General features: G+C 70.7%; 11 protein-coding genes. 5 read left to right on the top strand and 6 right to left on the bottom strand.

Features of this window, described 5'->3' with window-relative positions:
- Nucleotides 1-36: 36 nt before the first annotated feature.
- Both queA and BUR28_RS01720 read right to left on the bottom strand, forming a co-directional pair.
- The gene (gene queA / locus BUR28_RS01725; RefSeq protein ID WP_074218544.1) at nt 37-1,125 is read right to left on the bottom strand and encodes a tRNA preQ1(34) S-adenosylmethionine ribosyltransferase-isomerase QueA; all 1,089 of its coding nucleotides are present in this window, start codon (nt 1,123-1,125) and stop codon (nt 37-39) included.
- The gene (locus BUR28_RS01720; protein ID WP_074218543.1) at nt 1,122-4,421 is read right to left on the bottom strand and encodes a hypothetical protein; all 3,300 of its coding nucleotides are present in this window, start codon (nt 4,419-4,421) and stop codon (nt 1,122-1,124) included. Before BUR28_RS01720 ends, queA begins: the two co-directional genes overlap by 4 nt.
- 126 nt (nt 4,422-4,547) lie before the next feature.
- Between BUR28_RS01720 and BUR28_RS01715 the strand changes: the two genes are divergently transcribed.
- The 5 genes from BUR28_RS01715 to BUR28_RS01695 all read left to right on the top strand — a co-directional run bounded on the left by BUR28_RS01715 (nt 4,548) and on the right by BUR28_RS01695 (nt 8,533).
- Entirely contained in the window at nt 4,548-5,009 is a 462-nt protein-coding gene (locus BUR28_RS01715) for a peroxiredoxin (protein ID WP_074218542.1), read from the top strand.
- A 243-nt stretch (nt 5,010-5,252) separates the two neighbouring features.
- Nucleotides 5,253-6,587 carry a M23 family metallopeptidase gene (locus BUR28_RS01710; protein ID WP_074218541.1) on the top strand — a complete coding sequence of 445 codons (1,335 nt, stop codon included), beginning with the start codon at nt 5,253-5,255 and terminating at the stop codon, nt 6,585-6,587.
- Nucleotides 6,577-7,143, top strand: coding sequence for a bactofilin family protein (locus BUR28_RS01705; RefSeq protein ID WP_083626347.1), 567 nt, complete (start codon nt 6,577-6,579; stop codon nt 7,141-7,143). Before BUR28_RS01710 ends, BUR28_RS01705 begins: the two co-directional genes overlap by 11 nt.
- A 237-nt stretch (nt 7,144-7,380) precedes the next feature.
- Complete coding sequence (locus tag BUR28_RS01700; RefSeq protein WP_074218540.1) at nt 7,381-7,596, top strand: hypothetical protein; 216 nt, start codon at nt 7,381-7,383, stop codon at nt 7,594-7,596.
- A gap of 109 nt (nt 7,597-7,705) precedes the next feature.
- Nucleotides 7,706-8,533: a helix-turn-helix domain-containing protein gene (locus BUR28_RS01695; RefSeq protein WP_139307462.1), complete on the top strand. Its 828-nt coding sequence runs from the start codon at nt 7,706-7,708 to the stop codon at nt 8,531-8,533.
- Between the two features lie 15 nt (nt 8,534-8,548).
- Here the strand turns inward: BUR28_RS01695 and prfB are convergent, their stop codons facing one another.
- The 4 genes from prfB to BUR28_RS01675 all read right to left on the bottom strand — a co-directional run bounded on the left by prfB (nt 8,549) and on the right by BUR28_RS01675 (nt 14,512).
- Nucleotides 8,549-9,676 carry a peptide chain release factor 2 gene (gene prfB, locus BUR28_RS01690; protein WP_074218538.1) on the bottom strand — a complete coding sequence of 376 codons (1,128 nt, stop codon included), beginning with the start codon at nt 9,674-9,676 and terminating at the stop codon, nt 8,549-8,551.
- Nucleotides 9,677-9,876: 200 nt separating this feature from the next.
- Nucleotides 9,877-12,402, bottom strand: coding sequence for a penicillin-binding protein 1A (locus BUR28_RS01685; RefSeq protein WP_074218537.1), 2,526 nt, complete (start codon nt 12,400-12,402; stop codon nt 9,877-9,879).
- Between the two features lie 146 nt (nt 12,403-12,548).
- Nucleotides 12,549-13,727: an N-acetylmuramoyl-L-alanine amidase gene (locus tag BUR28_RS01680; protein ID WP_254813670.1), complete on the bottom strand. Its 1,179-nt coding sequence runs from the start codon at nt 13,725-13,727 to the stop codon at nt 12,549-12,551.
- A gap of 176 nt (nt 13,728-13,903) precedes the next feature.
- Nucleotides 13,904-14,512 (bottom strand): superoxide dismutase, encoded by a 609-nt coding sequence (locus BUR28_RS01675; RefSeq protein ID WP_074218535.1) that lies wholly within the window; start codon nt 14,510-14,512, stop codon nt 13,904-13,906.
- Nucleotides 14,513-14,546: the final 34 nt, after the last annotated feature.

Genomic DNA, 14,546 nt, shown 5'->3' with positions numbered 1-14,546 from the left:
TGCCTCGTGGGCTCTTCTAGGGGATTGGGGACCGGCTCAGTTGCCCGCCCGCGACGCCTCCCTGTCGCCTTCCGGCCCCGGGATCAAGAGCGAGGCGTCGCCGTAAGAGAAGAATCGATAGCGGGACGTAACCGCATGGGCGTAAATCTTTCGTATCGTCTCCCGGCCCATGAGCGCGGAGACGAGCATCAAGAGCGTCGAGCGCGGCAGGTGGAAATTGGTCATCAGCGCGTCGGTGATGCGAAAGCGGTAGCCGGGGCGGATGAAGATGTCGGTCTCGCCCCGCCAGGGGTGCAGGCGGCCCGTCTCGTCGGCGGCGCTCTCGATCAGCCGCAGCGCGGTGGTGCCCACGGGGATGATGCGCCCGCCGGCGGCGCGCGCGGCGTTGATCTCGGCCGCCGCGGCCGCGGTCACCTCGCCCCATTCGGCATGCATCCGGTGCTGCGAGACGTCGTCGGTCTTCACCGGCAGGAAGGTGCCCGCGCCGACATGCAGGGTGACATGCGTGATGCCGACGCCCTTCGCCGCGAGCGCGGCGAGCAGCGCCGCGTCGAAATGGAGCGACGCGGTGGGGGCGGCGACGGCGCCGGGGCGCGCGGCCCAGACGGTCTGGTAATCCTCGCGGTCCTGCGCGTCCGCCGCGCGCCTGGCGGCGATGTAGGGCGGCAGCGGCATCGCCCCGGCTTCGGCCAGCGCCGCGTCGAACTCCTCGCCGGCCAGGTTGAAGGCCAGCGTCGCGTCCTCGGGACCGCGGGCCGTCACCTCGGCGGAAAGCCCCGCGGCGAAGTCCACCCGGTCGCCCGGCCTGAGCTTGCGCAGGGGCCGGGCCATGGCGCGCCAGCCGCTGCTGGCCGCCGGCTCCATCAGCGTGACCTCGACACCGGCCTCAATGGCGCCCGCGCCGGTTCCGCGCCGGCGCAGGCCGGACAGCCGCGCGGGGATGACGCGGGTGTCGTTCAGCACCAGCCGGTCGCCGGGGCGCAGCAGGTCGGGCAGGTCGAACACATGGCAATCGCACAGCGCCGCGCCCTTGGCCGCCAGCAGCCGCGCGGCGCTGCGCGGCCGGGCGGGCCGGGTTGCGATCAGGTCGTCGGGCAGGTCGAAATCGAACTCCGACAGCTTCATTCGGCCCCCTCGGCTTGCGGCCTTCGTTGCACCCGCGGCGGCGGCCCGCGAAAGATCTCGCGGAACATGCCGGGCGTGAAGATCGACAGCGGGTTGACCCGCACCTCGGGGTCGCGCGCGTCCCCGACAAGGCGGTAGTTGAAGCCGAACAGCCCCTCGCCCTGGCGCGTCAGCACCGACCCGATCGAGTTCACCAGGTAGATCGGCGAGATCACCCCCTGCATGTCGATCCGGTTCGTGCGCGTCCCGTACACGCCCGACAGGGAGATGCCAAGCGACGGGCCGACGGCGCTGGCGCGGCGCACCTCGACGCCGCCGGGCATCAGCTCAAACCGCGCCTGAACCTCGCTGAACATGAGCCCCTCGCCATCCAGGAGTTCGGGAATCCCGACGACCGAGATCGCGGTCAGAAGCTCCGCCAGCACCGGGGTGCCGCGCACGCGCAGCCCGTCGACCCGAAGCTCCCCGGCATAGCGGCCCGGCGCGCCCAGCGGGCGGAGCACCAGGTCGAGCCGCCCGCCGCGCGCGCGCCGGTAGAGACCCGCCCCCCGCAGGGCGGCGCCCGCATCCTCGGCGCGCACCCGGATCGCGGTGCCGGTGCGGGCGGGGACCAGCGTCGCGACGATCGGTCCGCCGCCCTCCAGCGTGCCGGTCAGCCGCCCGCTGAGCCCGCCCCGCCCCGACAGCGCCCCGCGCAGGCCGGTCAGGGCGATCCCGTCGCTGACCTGCAACCGGTCGAGGGCGATCTCGACCCGGTCGAACCCGGCCCCGCCGCCGCCCCCGCCCGATCGCGCGAACGCCCCCTGCCGCAGATCGGCGCGGCCGCCGGTGATCGCCACCGCGGGCGGGCGTCCCGCGCCGCGCCCGGTCAGCACCGCCTGCGCATCCAGCCAGCCGCCCAGCCGGACCCGCGACAGCCGGGCCGCGTCGAGCCCGCCCTGCCCGTTCAGCGCGACCGATCCGGCGACCGACAGCCCCGGCGCCTCCAGTTCGAGCCGTTCCACCGCGGCGGACGCCCCCAGCCGCCCGGCGATCCGGAGCCGGCCCGACGCCGCGGCCGGCTTGGACCAGTCGAGGCCCGGCAGCCGCAGCGCGAGCCCCGACAGGTCGGAGCCGACCGTGAACCGGGGCGGCCCCTCGTCCGGGAGCGTCAGCGTGAACTCCGCCCGCGCGCGCCCCTCGAACGTGCCCGGCGGCAGCCCCAGCCCGAGGTCCGCGTTCAGCCGTTGCGACAGCTCCGCCGTGCCCTCGACGCGGGAGCCGGGCGCGCCCGGTTGCATGCGCCAGGCGCCGCGCACGGGCACGCCGTCCACCCGCGCCGCGCCCGAGATCGTCACCCCGTCGGGCCCGGCCGCAAGGTCGAGCGTGTCGGCCGCCAGCAACCGCCCCTCCAGAAGCGCGTCGCTGCGCACGCCGGTGAGCGTGCCGCGCACGCCGTAGCCGATATCGGCAAGGGACAGGCCCTTGCGCAGCGGCAGGTCCAGCCGGGTTTCCAGCACGGCCTCGCCCTCGGCCAGGTCCGGGTCCAGCCCCACGCGCGCGGGGATTTCCAGGGGCGGCAGGTCGATCAGCGACAGGGCGGCGGAAATGCTGCTGCGGGTGCGCAGCCGGATCGTGGCCGGGGGATCGTCCGGGGCGATGTCGGGCACCTGGAAGACCGAGCCCGTGACGTCGATGCGCCCGCCGAGGGGAGCCCGGATCGTGCCCCCCTCGACCGACAGCGTGTAGCCCTGGTCGAGGATCGTGCCGTAGCCGTGTCCGCCCTCGATCGGCGGCATCGTCGACAGGACCTTCACCGTGGCATCGCGGAACCGGTGGCCGAGCGCGATTTCGGCCGGGGCGCCGGGCGTGCGACGCACCGCGGCGCGCACATCGAGAAACGCGCCCGTCTGCACCCGCTCGTCGATCCACGCGCGGGTGCGCGGGGCCAGCCCGAGCGGCCAGAGGGCGAGCAGGCGGTCCTCGTCGATCCGCGGGATGTCGGCATCGACCGAAATCTCCCAACCGTCGGGCCGCGCGCGGATCACGCCGCGGCCGCGATAGGCCCCGGCGTCGTCGAGCAGCGCCACCTGGCCGGCCGTCGCGACGAAGGGATCGAGCGCGAGCTTGAGGTCCAGCGCGCCGCCGGTGAAGACCGCGGGCGCCTCGAACACGCCTTCGGGGTCCAGCGCCACCTCGCGGAAGCCGAGCTGCGCGATCACGGTTTCGGGCCATCCGCCCTCCATGTCGCGCAGGTCGGCATGCCCCTCGGCGACCATCCGCAGAGCGGCCGTGTCCAGCGCGATCTGGTCGAAACTCAGCCGCCGGCTCGCCGGGTCGTAGGTGAAATAGGACTTGCCCGACTGAAACCGGATCGGCGTGGCCGCCCCGGCGGGGTTCAGCGCGCCGGCCCCGATCTCGAGCGCGGCGCTCAGGGGGCCGAGCGTGCCCGCCGCATCCACCTCGGTCCGGATCGCCCCCGAGATCGGCGCCTCGATCAGCGCGAGCGGGGCCAGCGCCGGCGACTGCGTGGCGATGTCGTCCGAGGACACGTCCGAGAAGTTCGCCGAGAACCGCGCCTCGGGCCCGCCGCGGACCGAGACGAAGCTGAAGGCGAATTCCGCGGGCGTGGCCCCCGCGCCGCGCAGACTGAAGAAGGCGCGCAGCGTGACCTCCTCCGCCCCCTGGTCGAGCGTCATCAGACCGTTCTCGACGGCCCAGGTGCGGCCGGCCCGCGCGTCCTCGTAGGTCAGGCCCAGATCCTCGACGCTGATCGCGCGCACCGCCGACAGCCCCGGCCGCGCGAAGGCCCGGTCGATCTCGTCGAGCACCTCGCCCAGGCTGCCCGCGGCGCTGACCGGCGCGCCGGTGCCGCCCAGCGCCAGGTCCAGCCGCCCGTCGGGCGCGCGCCGCAGCGTCAGGTCCGCGCCGGTCAGCGCGAGATGGGAAATCTCCAGCCGGCCGGACAGCAGCGGCGCGGCGGCCAGCGTGGCGCCGAGTTCCGGCAGCCGGGCAATCTCGCGCCCGGCCCCGTCGAGCACGAGGATGTCGGAGAAATGCACGCGGGGGACGTTGTCGCGCGAGAGCATCACGTCCATGCCGCCGAGCCGCAGTTCGACGGGCGCGACGGCCGCGTTCAGCCGCGCCTCGACCCGCTCGGTCACCCAGAGCGGCATCGCCACCATGCGCCCGGTCAGTGCAAGCCCGGCCAACCCCGCCAGCCCCGCGATCATCGCGAGGCTGAGCAACAGCCAGATGCCGAACCGCTTGTGCGGCGGATGGGCGTCGTTTCGTGCCTGGTCGTCTGTCTCGCTCATCCCGACGGTCCGGACCGCCGCGCGCCCGGCGATCCCGCTTGCCTGCCCCCGCGCGGCGCCTATCCTGATCCGCGTCGCGCCGACCCTACGGCGCATTCCCGCCAACCGGAAGGACCAGAAAAGCCCATGACCGACACCGGCCAGACCGCGCCCGATTTCACCCTGCCCCAGGATGGCGGCGAGGACGTCACCCTTTCGGCGCTGCGCCCCGCCCCCGTGGTTCTGTATTTCTACCCCAAGGATGACACGTCCGGCTGCACGAAGGAAGCCATCGCCTTCTCGGGCCTCCTGTCCGATTTCGAGGCCGCCGGGGCCAAGGTGTTCGGCATTTCCAGGGACAGCGTGACCAAGCACGGCAAGTTCCGCACCAAGCACGACCTGTCCGTGCCGCTTCTGTCGGACGAGAACGGCGACGTCTGCGAGCGCTACGGCACCTGGGTCGAGAAGAAGATGTACGGCAAGACCTACATGGGCATCGAACGCTCGACCTTTCTGATCGACGGCGAGGGCAAGCTCGCGCGGGTCTGGCGCAAGGTGAAGGTGCCGGGCCATGCCGAGGAGGTGCTGGAGGCCGTCAAGGCGCTTTGACCGCCCCGCGCCGGTGCCGGCCGGACCGCCGGCGGGCACTCGCCCATAGCGCGAAACCGGTGCCATATTGCAACCCTTGCGCGGGAATCGGCGGATTCTTGCGCGATTGGGTGGGACATCGGCATGAAATCATGCACAAAGACTTAAAAACCTTGCGACTGAGCAGGTCGCTGGCTAGGCACGGGGCGTCAGAACCGAGGCGGCGCGTGTCTGACCGCAAAAAAGGGCAGTTGAGGCGAGACATTGACGGGGCGTATCCTCCACCGCATCGACACGGCGCTTGAGCGCTTTCTTCCCGAACAACGGCTTTTCCTGCGCTCGGAGCACAGTACCCGCTTCATGCGGCTGTCTCCGACCGCGCAGGCCGCAGGGCTTGCCGGCGGTGCGCTGGTGGTCGCCTGGGCCATGCTCGCGACGTCGTTCCTGCTGATCGACCAGGTCGGCTCCGGCAACCTCCGCGACCAGGCCAAGCGCGACCAGGCGCTCTACGACACCCGCCTGAACGCCCTGGCCGCCGAGCGCGACGCCCATGCCGCAGAGGTCCGCGCCACGCGCGAGCGCTTCGAGGTCGCGATGGCCGAAGTCTCGCGCATGCAATCCGTGCTTCTCGATTCCGAGGAGCGCCGGCGCGAGCTGGAAACCGGCATGAACGTGCTGACCGACACGCTCCGAACGTCGATGGCCGAGCGCGATGCCGCGCGCACGCGCAACCGCGAACTCGCCGCGGCGCTGGAGGGCGACACCCCCCGCGACGGGCCGCGCGCCGCGGATGTGCAGGACACGCTCGCCTTCCTGACCGCCGCGCTCGACGAGACGGCGGCCGAGCGCGACACCGCGGCGGCCGACGCGACCGCGGCCTACAAGCTGGCCGAGGCGCTGGCCTACGAGCACGAGCTGATGGCCGAGCGCAACGACCAGATCTTCGCTTCGCTGGAAGAGGCGCTGACCGTGTCGGTCGAGCCGCTCGACAAGATGTTCGCCGCCGCGGGCCTGTCGGCCGACGACATGATCGAGCGGGTGCGTCAGGGCTATTCCGGCGTGGGCGGTCCGCTCACGCCCATCGCGATCTCCTCGAAAGGCGATTACGACCCCTCGCCGGAGGAATTGCGCGCCCGCGCCCTGCTCGAACGCATGGACGAGCTGAACCTGTATCGGATCGCGGCCGAAAAGCTGCCCTTCGCCCAGCCGCTGCGCGCGGCCTATCGCTATACCAGCCCCTTCGGCAAGCGCCGGCACCCGATCACCGGGGCCTACAGCATGCATGAAGGGGCCGATTTCGCCGCCGCCTACGGCACGCCGATCCATGCCACTGCCGACGGGGTCGTGACCCGCGCCGGCTGGGTCTCGGGCTATGGCCGCTTCGTCGAGATCCGGCACGAATTCGGCCTCGTCACCCGCTACGGGCACATGGCCAAGATCCGCGTCAAGAAGGGCCAAAGGGTCTCGCGCGGGGACCGGATAGGTGATATGGGGAACTCCGGACGGTCGACCGGCACCCACCTGCACTACGAGGTGCGCGTCGACGGGAAACCCGTGAACCCGATGACCTATATCAAGGCAGCGAGAGATGTTTTCTAAAAGCAGGATCAACGAGCCGGGCCCCAAGGCCGGCGAGGGCGAAAAGCCCAAGGCCCACGAGGCCGGCATGTCCCGTCCCGGTTCAGACAACCCCGTGCCGAGCACGCCGAAAGCCAAGCCGCCCGCGTCGATTCTGTCCTCCGACCTCACGGTCAGCGGCAACCTCAAGACGAGCGGCGACATCCAGGTCGAGGGCACGATCGAAGGCGACATCCACGCGCATCTTCTGACCGTGGGCGAGAACGCCACCGTCCGCGGCGAGGTGCTGGCCGATGACGTCGTCATCAACGGCCGGGTGATCGGCCGGGTGCGCGGGCTCAAGGTCCGCCTGACGTCGACCGCACGGGTCGAAGGCGACATCATCCACAAGACCATCGCGATCGAAAGCGGCGCCCATTTCGAGGGCTCGGTGCAGCGCCAGGACGACCCGCTCAACGCGGGCAAGCGGGCGCCCGCGCAGGGCAACGCCGCCGGTGGCAAGCAATCGCCCCACGTGCTGGGCAATGGCGACCAGGGACAGAAGCCCGCGGATCAGCGGGCCGCCCCGAAAGCCTGAACGCGCTCCGGGGAGGAGGACGACGGGCCCCGCGCCGGGACACACCGGCCGGGGCCCCGGTTCGTCCGGCGGCGCGCCGCAGGCGCCGCGCGCGGTCACAAACCAGATACGCCTGTCACGATCCCGTCCCTGTCTGCGACGCCGGTCCGCCCCACCTTTACGGGATGCGCCGGCATTACCCCGGCGCGCCGGCGACCGGGCCGGCACAGCCGATGCGAAGGGGAAGGATCGAACCACATGACAGACACGCGACTCCAGGCCACAGCCGCCGTCGCCAACCGCGCGGCCCCCAGGCAGTTGCTGGCGGATATGCCGGCCCATGATCGTCTGCGGCTCGCCGCGACGCTGGTGCAGGAGGCGGCCTATGACCAGGCCACGGAGGTCGACCCGGAACTGGTGGGCACGCTGATCCGGCTGGCCGCGGAACTCGAGGACGTGTCGCGCCGCCCGTGAGTCCGCATGCGTGCCCCGCTGCGCGCCGGAAAGGCCGGGGCTTGAGATAATCCTTCGCGCCGTTAATCTGCTTCGCCAGATACTACTCAACCTTGGCGAAAGCGGCAGCGTGCCCGACAGTGTATTACCTGTTTTCGGAGAGAATCTGAAAGAGCTTTGCGCGCTCGAACCCTCGGTCGCGCAGGTGGCGCGCGATCTCGGGCTCAGCCGGATGCAGATGAAACGGTTTCTCGCCAGCGAGTCCTTTCCCAAACCCAACCAGCTGAAGCGGATCTGCGACCATTTCGGGGTCGACGCGCGCATCCTGACCGAACGTCTGACCGCCCGGCAGATCGACCACATCGCCCGGTTCGGACACCTGCCCCGGATCAGCGACCGCAATGCCGAGATGAAGGCCGCCATCGACTATGTCGGCGACCTTTCGCCGTTTTTTCCCGAAAGCCACGAATTGCAGGACGGGCTTTACCTGCTGCTCACCCGGTCGTTGCTGCAGCGCGACACGCTGGTGCAGGCGAACCTGCAGGTCAAGTCGCGCCATGGCGGGCGGGTCGTGCGCACCGTGCTTCCGCCGCAATATGCGGTGGACTTTCTCGATGACGAGACGGGAACGATCCCGCGCAAGCGGCCCGAACTGCGCGGGATCGTGCTGCGGCACTCGGAGGGGTTCTGCCTGCAGTTCTACCAGAGCGTGCCGCAGCGGGTGTCGGCCACGATGGTGCTGGCGCCGGTGCTCGGCGCAGACGTCGCGACATTCGAGGGACTCTACATGATCGCCCGCGGCGAACGCGGCAACATGCCCCGCGTCACGCGCTGCCTGGTGCGGCGGGTGCCCGCGACCTTTCCGAACCTGCTGGCGGCGGCGCGGCGGCCCGGCACCGTGCCGCTCCGCGACACGCCCGACGACATTCGCACCGCGCTGGAGCGGCCGCTGGCCTGAGCGGCGCCGGCGCGGTCAGTCTTCGGCCTGTGCCTCGGCCCGGCTTTTCCCGGCCACGTCGAGCGCGAGCGTGGCCGCCATGAACCGGTCGAGATCGCCGTCGAGAACGCCCTGGGTATCGGAGGTCTCGACCCCGGTGCGCAGGTCCTTGACCATCTGGTAGGGCTGCAGCACGTAGGAGCGGATCTGGTTGCCCCAGCCGGCCTCGCCCTTGGCCTCGTGCTGGGCGTTGATCTCGGCGTTCCGGCGGTCCAGTTCCATCTGGTAGAGCCGCGATTTCAGCGCCTTCATCGCGATGTCGCGGTTCTGGTGCTGGGACTTCTCGGAACTCGTCACCACGATGCCGGTGGGGATGTGCGTCATCCGCACCGCGGAGTCGGTGGTGTTGACGTGCTGGCCGCCCGCGCCCGAGGAGCGGTAGGTATCGACCCGGATATCGGCGGGGTTCACCTCGATCTCGATATCGTCGTCGACCACCGGGTAGACCCAGACCGAGCAGAACGAGGTATGCCGGCGCGCCGCGCTGTCATAGGGCGAGATCCGCACGAGCCGGTGCACGCCGGATTCCGATTTGAGCCAGCCATAGGCGTTGTGGCCCGAGATCTTGTAGGCCGCCGACTTGATGCCGGCCTCGTCGCCCGGGCTCTCGGATTGCAGCTCCACCTTGTAGCCATGCGCCTCGGCCCAGCGGACATACATCCGCGCGAGCATCGACGCCCAGTCGCAGCTTTCGGTCCCGCCGGCGCCGGCGTTGATCTCGAGAAAGGTGTCGTTGGCATCGGCCTCGCCGTCGAGAAGCGCCTCCAGCTCCTTCTGCGCGGCCTTGTCCTTGAGGGCCTTGAGCGCGGCCTCGGCCTCTTTCACGACGTCCTGGTCGTCCTCGGCCTCGCCCATCTCGATCAGCTCGACATTGTCCTCGAGTTCCTGCGAGATCGACCTGTAGGTGTCGATGGCGTCCACCAGCGCCTGGCGGTCGCGCATCAGCTTCTGCGCGCGGTCGGGATCGTTCCAGAGCGCGGGGTCCTCGGTCATCGCGTTGAACTCTTCCAGCCGGTGCTCGGCCGTGTCCCAGTCCATCCGCTGCGCCAGAAGGCTCAGCGACTTGCGAATGTCCTCGACGGTGTTCTGCGCCTCTGCACGCATGGGCCCTGCCTTGAATGGACGTGTCAGGCCGGACAGATAGCAACCGCCCCGAGCGCCCGCAAGTGGGCGCGGACCGGTGGCCGCCGCGGTTTCGGCCGGGCGGGCGCCCGGCCGACCCGCCGGGGGCGCTGCCCCCGGACCCCCGGAGTATTTCGGCCAAGAAGAAGACGGAGGGTCGGCGCGCGCCGGGCGCGGCCGGGTCAGTAGAGGCCGCCCGAGGACAGCGTGCCGAAATTGGCCTTGGGCCCCACCACCGCCTTTTCGCCGGTCGAGGTGGTGACCTCCTGCGCGCCCTCGCCGGTCTCGCCCTGGCCGCGGCCGAAGAGCGGCAGGTCGGACCCCATGGCGAAACCGCCGTCGACCATCGCGCCGAGGCCGAAGATCGGCTCTTCGCCGGCGCGGAAATACTCCGCCACGACATGCTCGCCGCGCGCGTCGTCGGGCAGGCGCGTGCCGGAGTACCGGTCGATCTTGATGAAGCGCCCGCCCGGCGGCACCGTGAACGGGCCGCCGCCATACTTGGCGGTCGCCTTCTGCATGAAGTCGTTGAAGACCGGCGCGCAGAGCGTGCCGCCCGCCGCCCGGCGGCCGAGGCTGCGCGGGCGGTCGTAGCCCATGTAGCAGCCCGCGACGATGTTCGAGGTGAAGCCCACGAACCAGACGTCGCGCGCGTCGTTGGTGGTGCCGGTCTTGCCCGCCGTCGGCACGCCGAGATTGACCCGTCCGGCCGCGGTGCCGCGCTCGACCACGCCGCGCATCATCGAGGTGAGCTGGTAGGCGGTGATCGCGTTCATCACGCGTTCGCGGTTCGACACGATGCGCGGGGCGAGGCCCGGATCGAGCTGCGGGTCGCCGCAGTTCGTGCAGGTCCGCGCGTCGTGCCGGTAGATGGTGCGCCCCGACAGGTCCTGCACCCGGTCGACCAGCGTGGGCTCCACCCGCTCGCCGCCATTGGCGAACATCGCGTAGGCCGCGACCATGCGGTAGAGCGTGGTTTCCTGGCTGCCCAGCGCGTTGGCGAGATAGGGGTCCATCCGGTCGTAGACGCCGAAGCGTTCGGCGTAGCCGGCGACCGTCTGCATGCCGATTTCCTTGGCCAGACGCACCGTCATCAGGTTGCGCGACCGCTCGATGCCGGTGCGCAAGGGCGCGGGGCCGTAGAACCGGTTCGAGGCGTTCTTCGGCCGCCAGATGCTGCCGCCGGTATCGATCTCGATCGGCGCGTCGATGATGATCGTGGCGGGGGTGAAGCCGCTGTCGAGCGCGGCGGCGTAGACGAAGGGCTTGAACGACGAACCGGGCTGGCGCGTGGCCTGGGTGGCGCGGTTGAACACCGAATGCTGGTAGGAGAACCCGCCCTGCATGGCCAGCACGCGGCCGGTATTGACGTCCATCGCGACGAAGCCGCCCTCGACCTCGGGCACCTGGCGCAAGGTCCAGCGGATGAAGCTGCCGTCCTCGTCCGAGACCATGCGGCGGACATGGATCACGTCGCCGGGATCGAAATTCTCGTAGAGGTCGCCGCGGAACCAGGCGGTGTCGCTGCGCGGCACCTCCTGGCGGCCCTCGACCCCCTCGATGCCGATCACCAAGCGCTGGTCCTCGACGTCCAGAACGACGGCCGGCAGCCACGCGCTTTCGAGCACGATGTCGCGCGCCACGTCGACCTGGGCCAGCGCCGCGCGCCAGGCCGCCTCGTCGGACAGCGTGGCCGGGTCGACCGCCTTGCCGGTGCCGCGCCAGACGCCCCGGCCGCGGTCGAAATCCTCCAGCGCCTCGCGCAGGGCGCGGGCCGCCTCGGCCTGCATCTCGGGGTCGCTGGTGGCGCGGATCGTCAGCCCGCCGCCGAAGAACTCCGCCTCGCCGAAATCCTGCGACAGCTGGCGGCGGATCTCGTCGGTGAAATAGTCGCGCGGCGGCAGGCTGGCGGAGAACGGGTCGTAATCGCCGTTCTGCACCGTCTTCAGCGGCGCCGCCCGCGCCGCCTCGTAGGCCGCGCGGTCGAGATAGCCGTTCTCGTGCATCTCGCGCAGCACGAAGTTGCGCCGCTCCACCGCGCGGTCATAGGCGCGGACCGGGTGATAGGTCGAGGGCGCCTTGGGCAGCGCGGCGAGATAGGCCGCCTCCTGCGGTTCGAGTTCCGACAGCGTCTTGTTGAAATAGGTCTGGGCGGCGGCGGCCACGCCGTAGGAATTCTGGCCGAGGAAGATCTCGTTGAGATAGAGTTCGAGGATCTCCTCCTTGGTCAGGGTCTTCTCGATCCGGGTGGCGAGGATCAGTTCCTTGATCTTGCGCTCGCCGGTGCGCTCGCCGCCGAGGAGGAAGTTCTTCATCACCTGCTGGGTGATGGTCGACGCGCCGCGCAGGGTTTCGCCGCGGGTTTCGACCGCCTCGATCGCGGCGGCGACGATGCCGCGGGCGTCGAACCCCTTGTGGGTGTAGAAATTCTTGTCCTCGGCCGAGATGAAGGCCTGTTTCACGAGGTCGGGGATTTCCTCGGCCGACGCGAACAGCCGGCGTTCCTCGGCGAACTCGTCGATCAGCCGCCCTTCGCCGGAATAGATGCGGCTGATGGTCTTGGGCTGGTAGCTGGCGAGATCGTCGTAATCGGGCAGGTCGCGCGCATACATCCAGAAGATGGCGCCGACCATCATGGCCGCGCCGATCAGCCCCAGGGTGATGAAGGTGTAGACCGCCCCGAGGAAGGAGAACAGAAACCGGATCACAGCGCCCCTACCTTTGGTGTGCACGGCCCTGTATACGCGCCCGCGCAAGCCGGGTCAAAACGCAACGGGCGCGCGCGGGGCCGCGGCGGGCCGCGCCGCGGTCACGTCTGCGGGAGGCGCGGGCCCGGGGGCACGCGCGATCGCCCCTAGCGCCGCAGCAGGCCGGTCTCCGCGGCGTCCTCGGCCGCCCAGAGCTCCAGCGCCTCGACGATGCCGGCCGCCGCCCGCGCGCGCCATTCCGGCGAGACGAGGTTCCGGCGGTCCTCCTCCGAGGACAGGAAGCCCAGCTCGATCAGCACCGACGGGATGTCCGGCGACTTCAGCACCGAGAACGCCGCCGACAGGCGCGGCCGCTTGTGCATCCGGCCGATATGGGCGCGCAGCCCGGCCACGATGGCCTCGGCCAGCCGGTCGGTGCGCGGCACGCTCTCGGTCCGGGCGAGGTCCATCAGCACGGTCGCGATCTCGTCGTCCTGGTCGGTCAGGTCGACCCCCGCAAGCAGCGCGTCGCGGTCGTGGCGTTCGGCCAGCAGCGCGGAGGCCCGGTCCGACGCGGTCTCGGACAGGGTGTAGACGGTCGCGCCGGTGGCATGCCCCTCGGCCAGCGCGTCGGCGTGGAGCGACACGAACACGTCCGCCCGCGCGGCCCGCGCGATGTCGATGCGGGTCTCCAGCGGCACGAAACGGTCGCCCTCGCGCGTCAGCACCGGCGCGTGGCCCGCCCGGATCAGGGCCTCGGCCAGTTCGCGCGCGAAGGTCAGCATCAGGTCCGCCTCGCGCAGGCCCGCGCGCTCGGCGCCGGGATCGATGCCGCCATGGCCCGGGTCGAGCACCACCCGCAAGGGCCGCACCCCGTCCTGCCGGCGGGGCGGCGGCGGCAGCGGCTCGGCCTCGGGCAGGCCGCGAAGCGCGGCGGCGGGCTTCGGCGCGGCCGCGGCGAAGGACTCGCGATCGGTCGGGCGCAGCCGGACGGTGAGCCGGGCCCGCCCCGTCGCGGGGATGCGCGGCATCTCGGCGGAGTGCAGCGCATAGGGGCCGTCGAGTTCCAGCACCAGCCGCGACCAGCCCGGCCGGACCGCCCCGGCCCGCGCCGCGCGGACCCTGTCGGTGGCGATCAGCTCCGCCGCATCGGCCCCGCCCCAGTCCACCTCGCGGAAATCCGTCACGAGGCGGGGCGGCGCGTCCAGCGTGTAAACCCGGTAGGGCACCGGCTGGGACAGGTCGAGCGTGAGCACCAGCCCCTTCCCCCGGTCGGTCACGCCGGAGCCGCCGATGTCGGGCCGGGCGAGCGCGGTCAGCTCGTCGGCCGCCGCCGGCGCGCACATGGCCCACGCGGTGAGGACGGCCGCCCAGAGGCGGGGAACAAGGAAACGGTGTCGCATGGCTGCCCGATGGTCTTTTGCCGCCACCATAGCGTGCATTCGGCCCCGGCGGAACCACCGCCGCAACGCGAAACGGCCGCCCCGATGGGACGGCCGCACGCAATCCGATGGATCGGGGCTCAGGCCTTCGACAGCCGCTCGGCCACGTTCTCCCAGTTGACGAGCTTGTCGAGGAAGTTCGTGAGGTAGGCCGGGCGCTTGTTGCGGAAGTCGATGTAGTAGGAATGCTCCCACACGTCGCAGCCCAGAAGCGCGGTCTGGTTGAAGCAGAGCGGGTTCACGCCGTTCTCGGTCTTGGTGACCTTGAGCGTGCCGTCGGTGTCCACCACCAGCCAGGCCCAGCCGGACCCGAACTGCCCGGCACCCGCGGCCGAGAACTCTTCCTTGAACTTCTCGACGGAGCCGAAGGCATCGACGATGCGGGCCTCCAGCTCGGAGGGCATGGCGGGCTTGCCCGGTGCCATCATTTCCCAGAACTGGCAGTGATTCCAGTGCTGCGAGGCGTTGTTGAAGATCCCGTTCTGGGCCACGGCGCCGGGCTGGTAGGTGCCCTTGACGATCTCCTCGACCGACTTGCCCTCCCACTCGGTGCCGGAAATCAGCTTGTTTCCGTTGTCGACATAGGCCTTGTGGTGCAGGTCGTGATGGTATTCGAGCGTTTCCTTCGACATGCCCTGATCGGCAAGCGCGTCATGGGCATAGGGAAGGTCGGGAAGTTCGAAAGCCATTTGGCCCCCCTTCTGGTTAATGATCTGCGTCACT

The sequence above is a fragment of the Rhodovulum sp. ES.010 genome, assembly GCF_900142935.1.
Lineage (GTDB): Bacteria > Pseudomonadota > Alphaproteobacteria > Rhodobacterales > Rhodobacteraceae > Rhodovulum.
This window is presented reverse-complemented; position numbering and strand designations above follow the sequence as displayed.

What these genes read in the sequence shown, in the direction of transcription:
- queA (WP_074218544.1), bottom strand. Translation starts at nt 1,125, where the DNA reads ATGAAGCTGTCGGAGTTCGATTTCGACCTGCCCGACGACCTGATCGCA.
- BUR28_RS01680 (WP_254813670.1), bottom strand. Translation starts at nt 13,727, where the DNA reads ATGTGCGCGCCGGCGGCGGCCGACGAGCTGACCGCGCTCGCCCGGCCC.
- BUR28_RS01700 (WP_074218540.1), top strand. Translation starts at nt 7,381, where the DNA reads ATGACAGACACGCGACTCCAGGCCACAGCCGCCGTCGCCAACCGCGCG.
- BUR28_RS01705 (WP_083626347.1), top strand. Translation starts at nt 6,577, where the DNA reads ATGTTTTCTAAAAGCAGGATCAACGAGCCGGGCCCCAAGGCCGGCGAG.
- BUR28_RS01715 (WP_074218542.1), top strand. Translation starts at nt 4,548, where the DNA reads ATGACCGACACCGGCCAGACCGCGCCCGATTTCACCCTGCCCCAGGAT.
- BUR28_RS01720 (WP_074218543.1), bottom strand. Translation starts at nt 4,421, where the DNA reads ATGAGCGAGACAGACGACCAGGCACGAAACGACGCCCATCCGCCGCAC.
- prfB (WP_074218538.1), bottom strand. Translation starts at nt 9,676, where the DNA reads ATGCGTGCAGAGGCGCAGAACACCGTCGAGGACATTCGCAAGTCGCTG.
- BUR28_RS01675 (WP_074218535.1), bottom strand. Translation starts at nt 14,512, where the DNA reads ATGGCTTTCGAACTTCCCGACCTTCCCTATGCCCATGACGCGCTTGCC.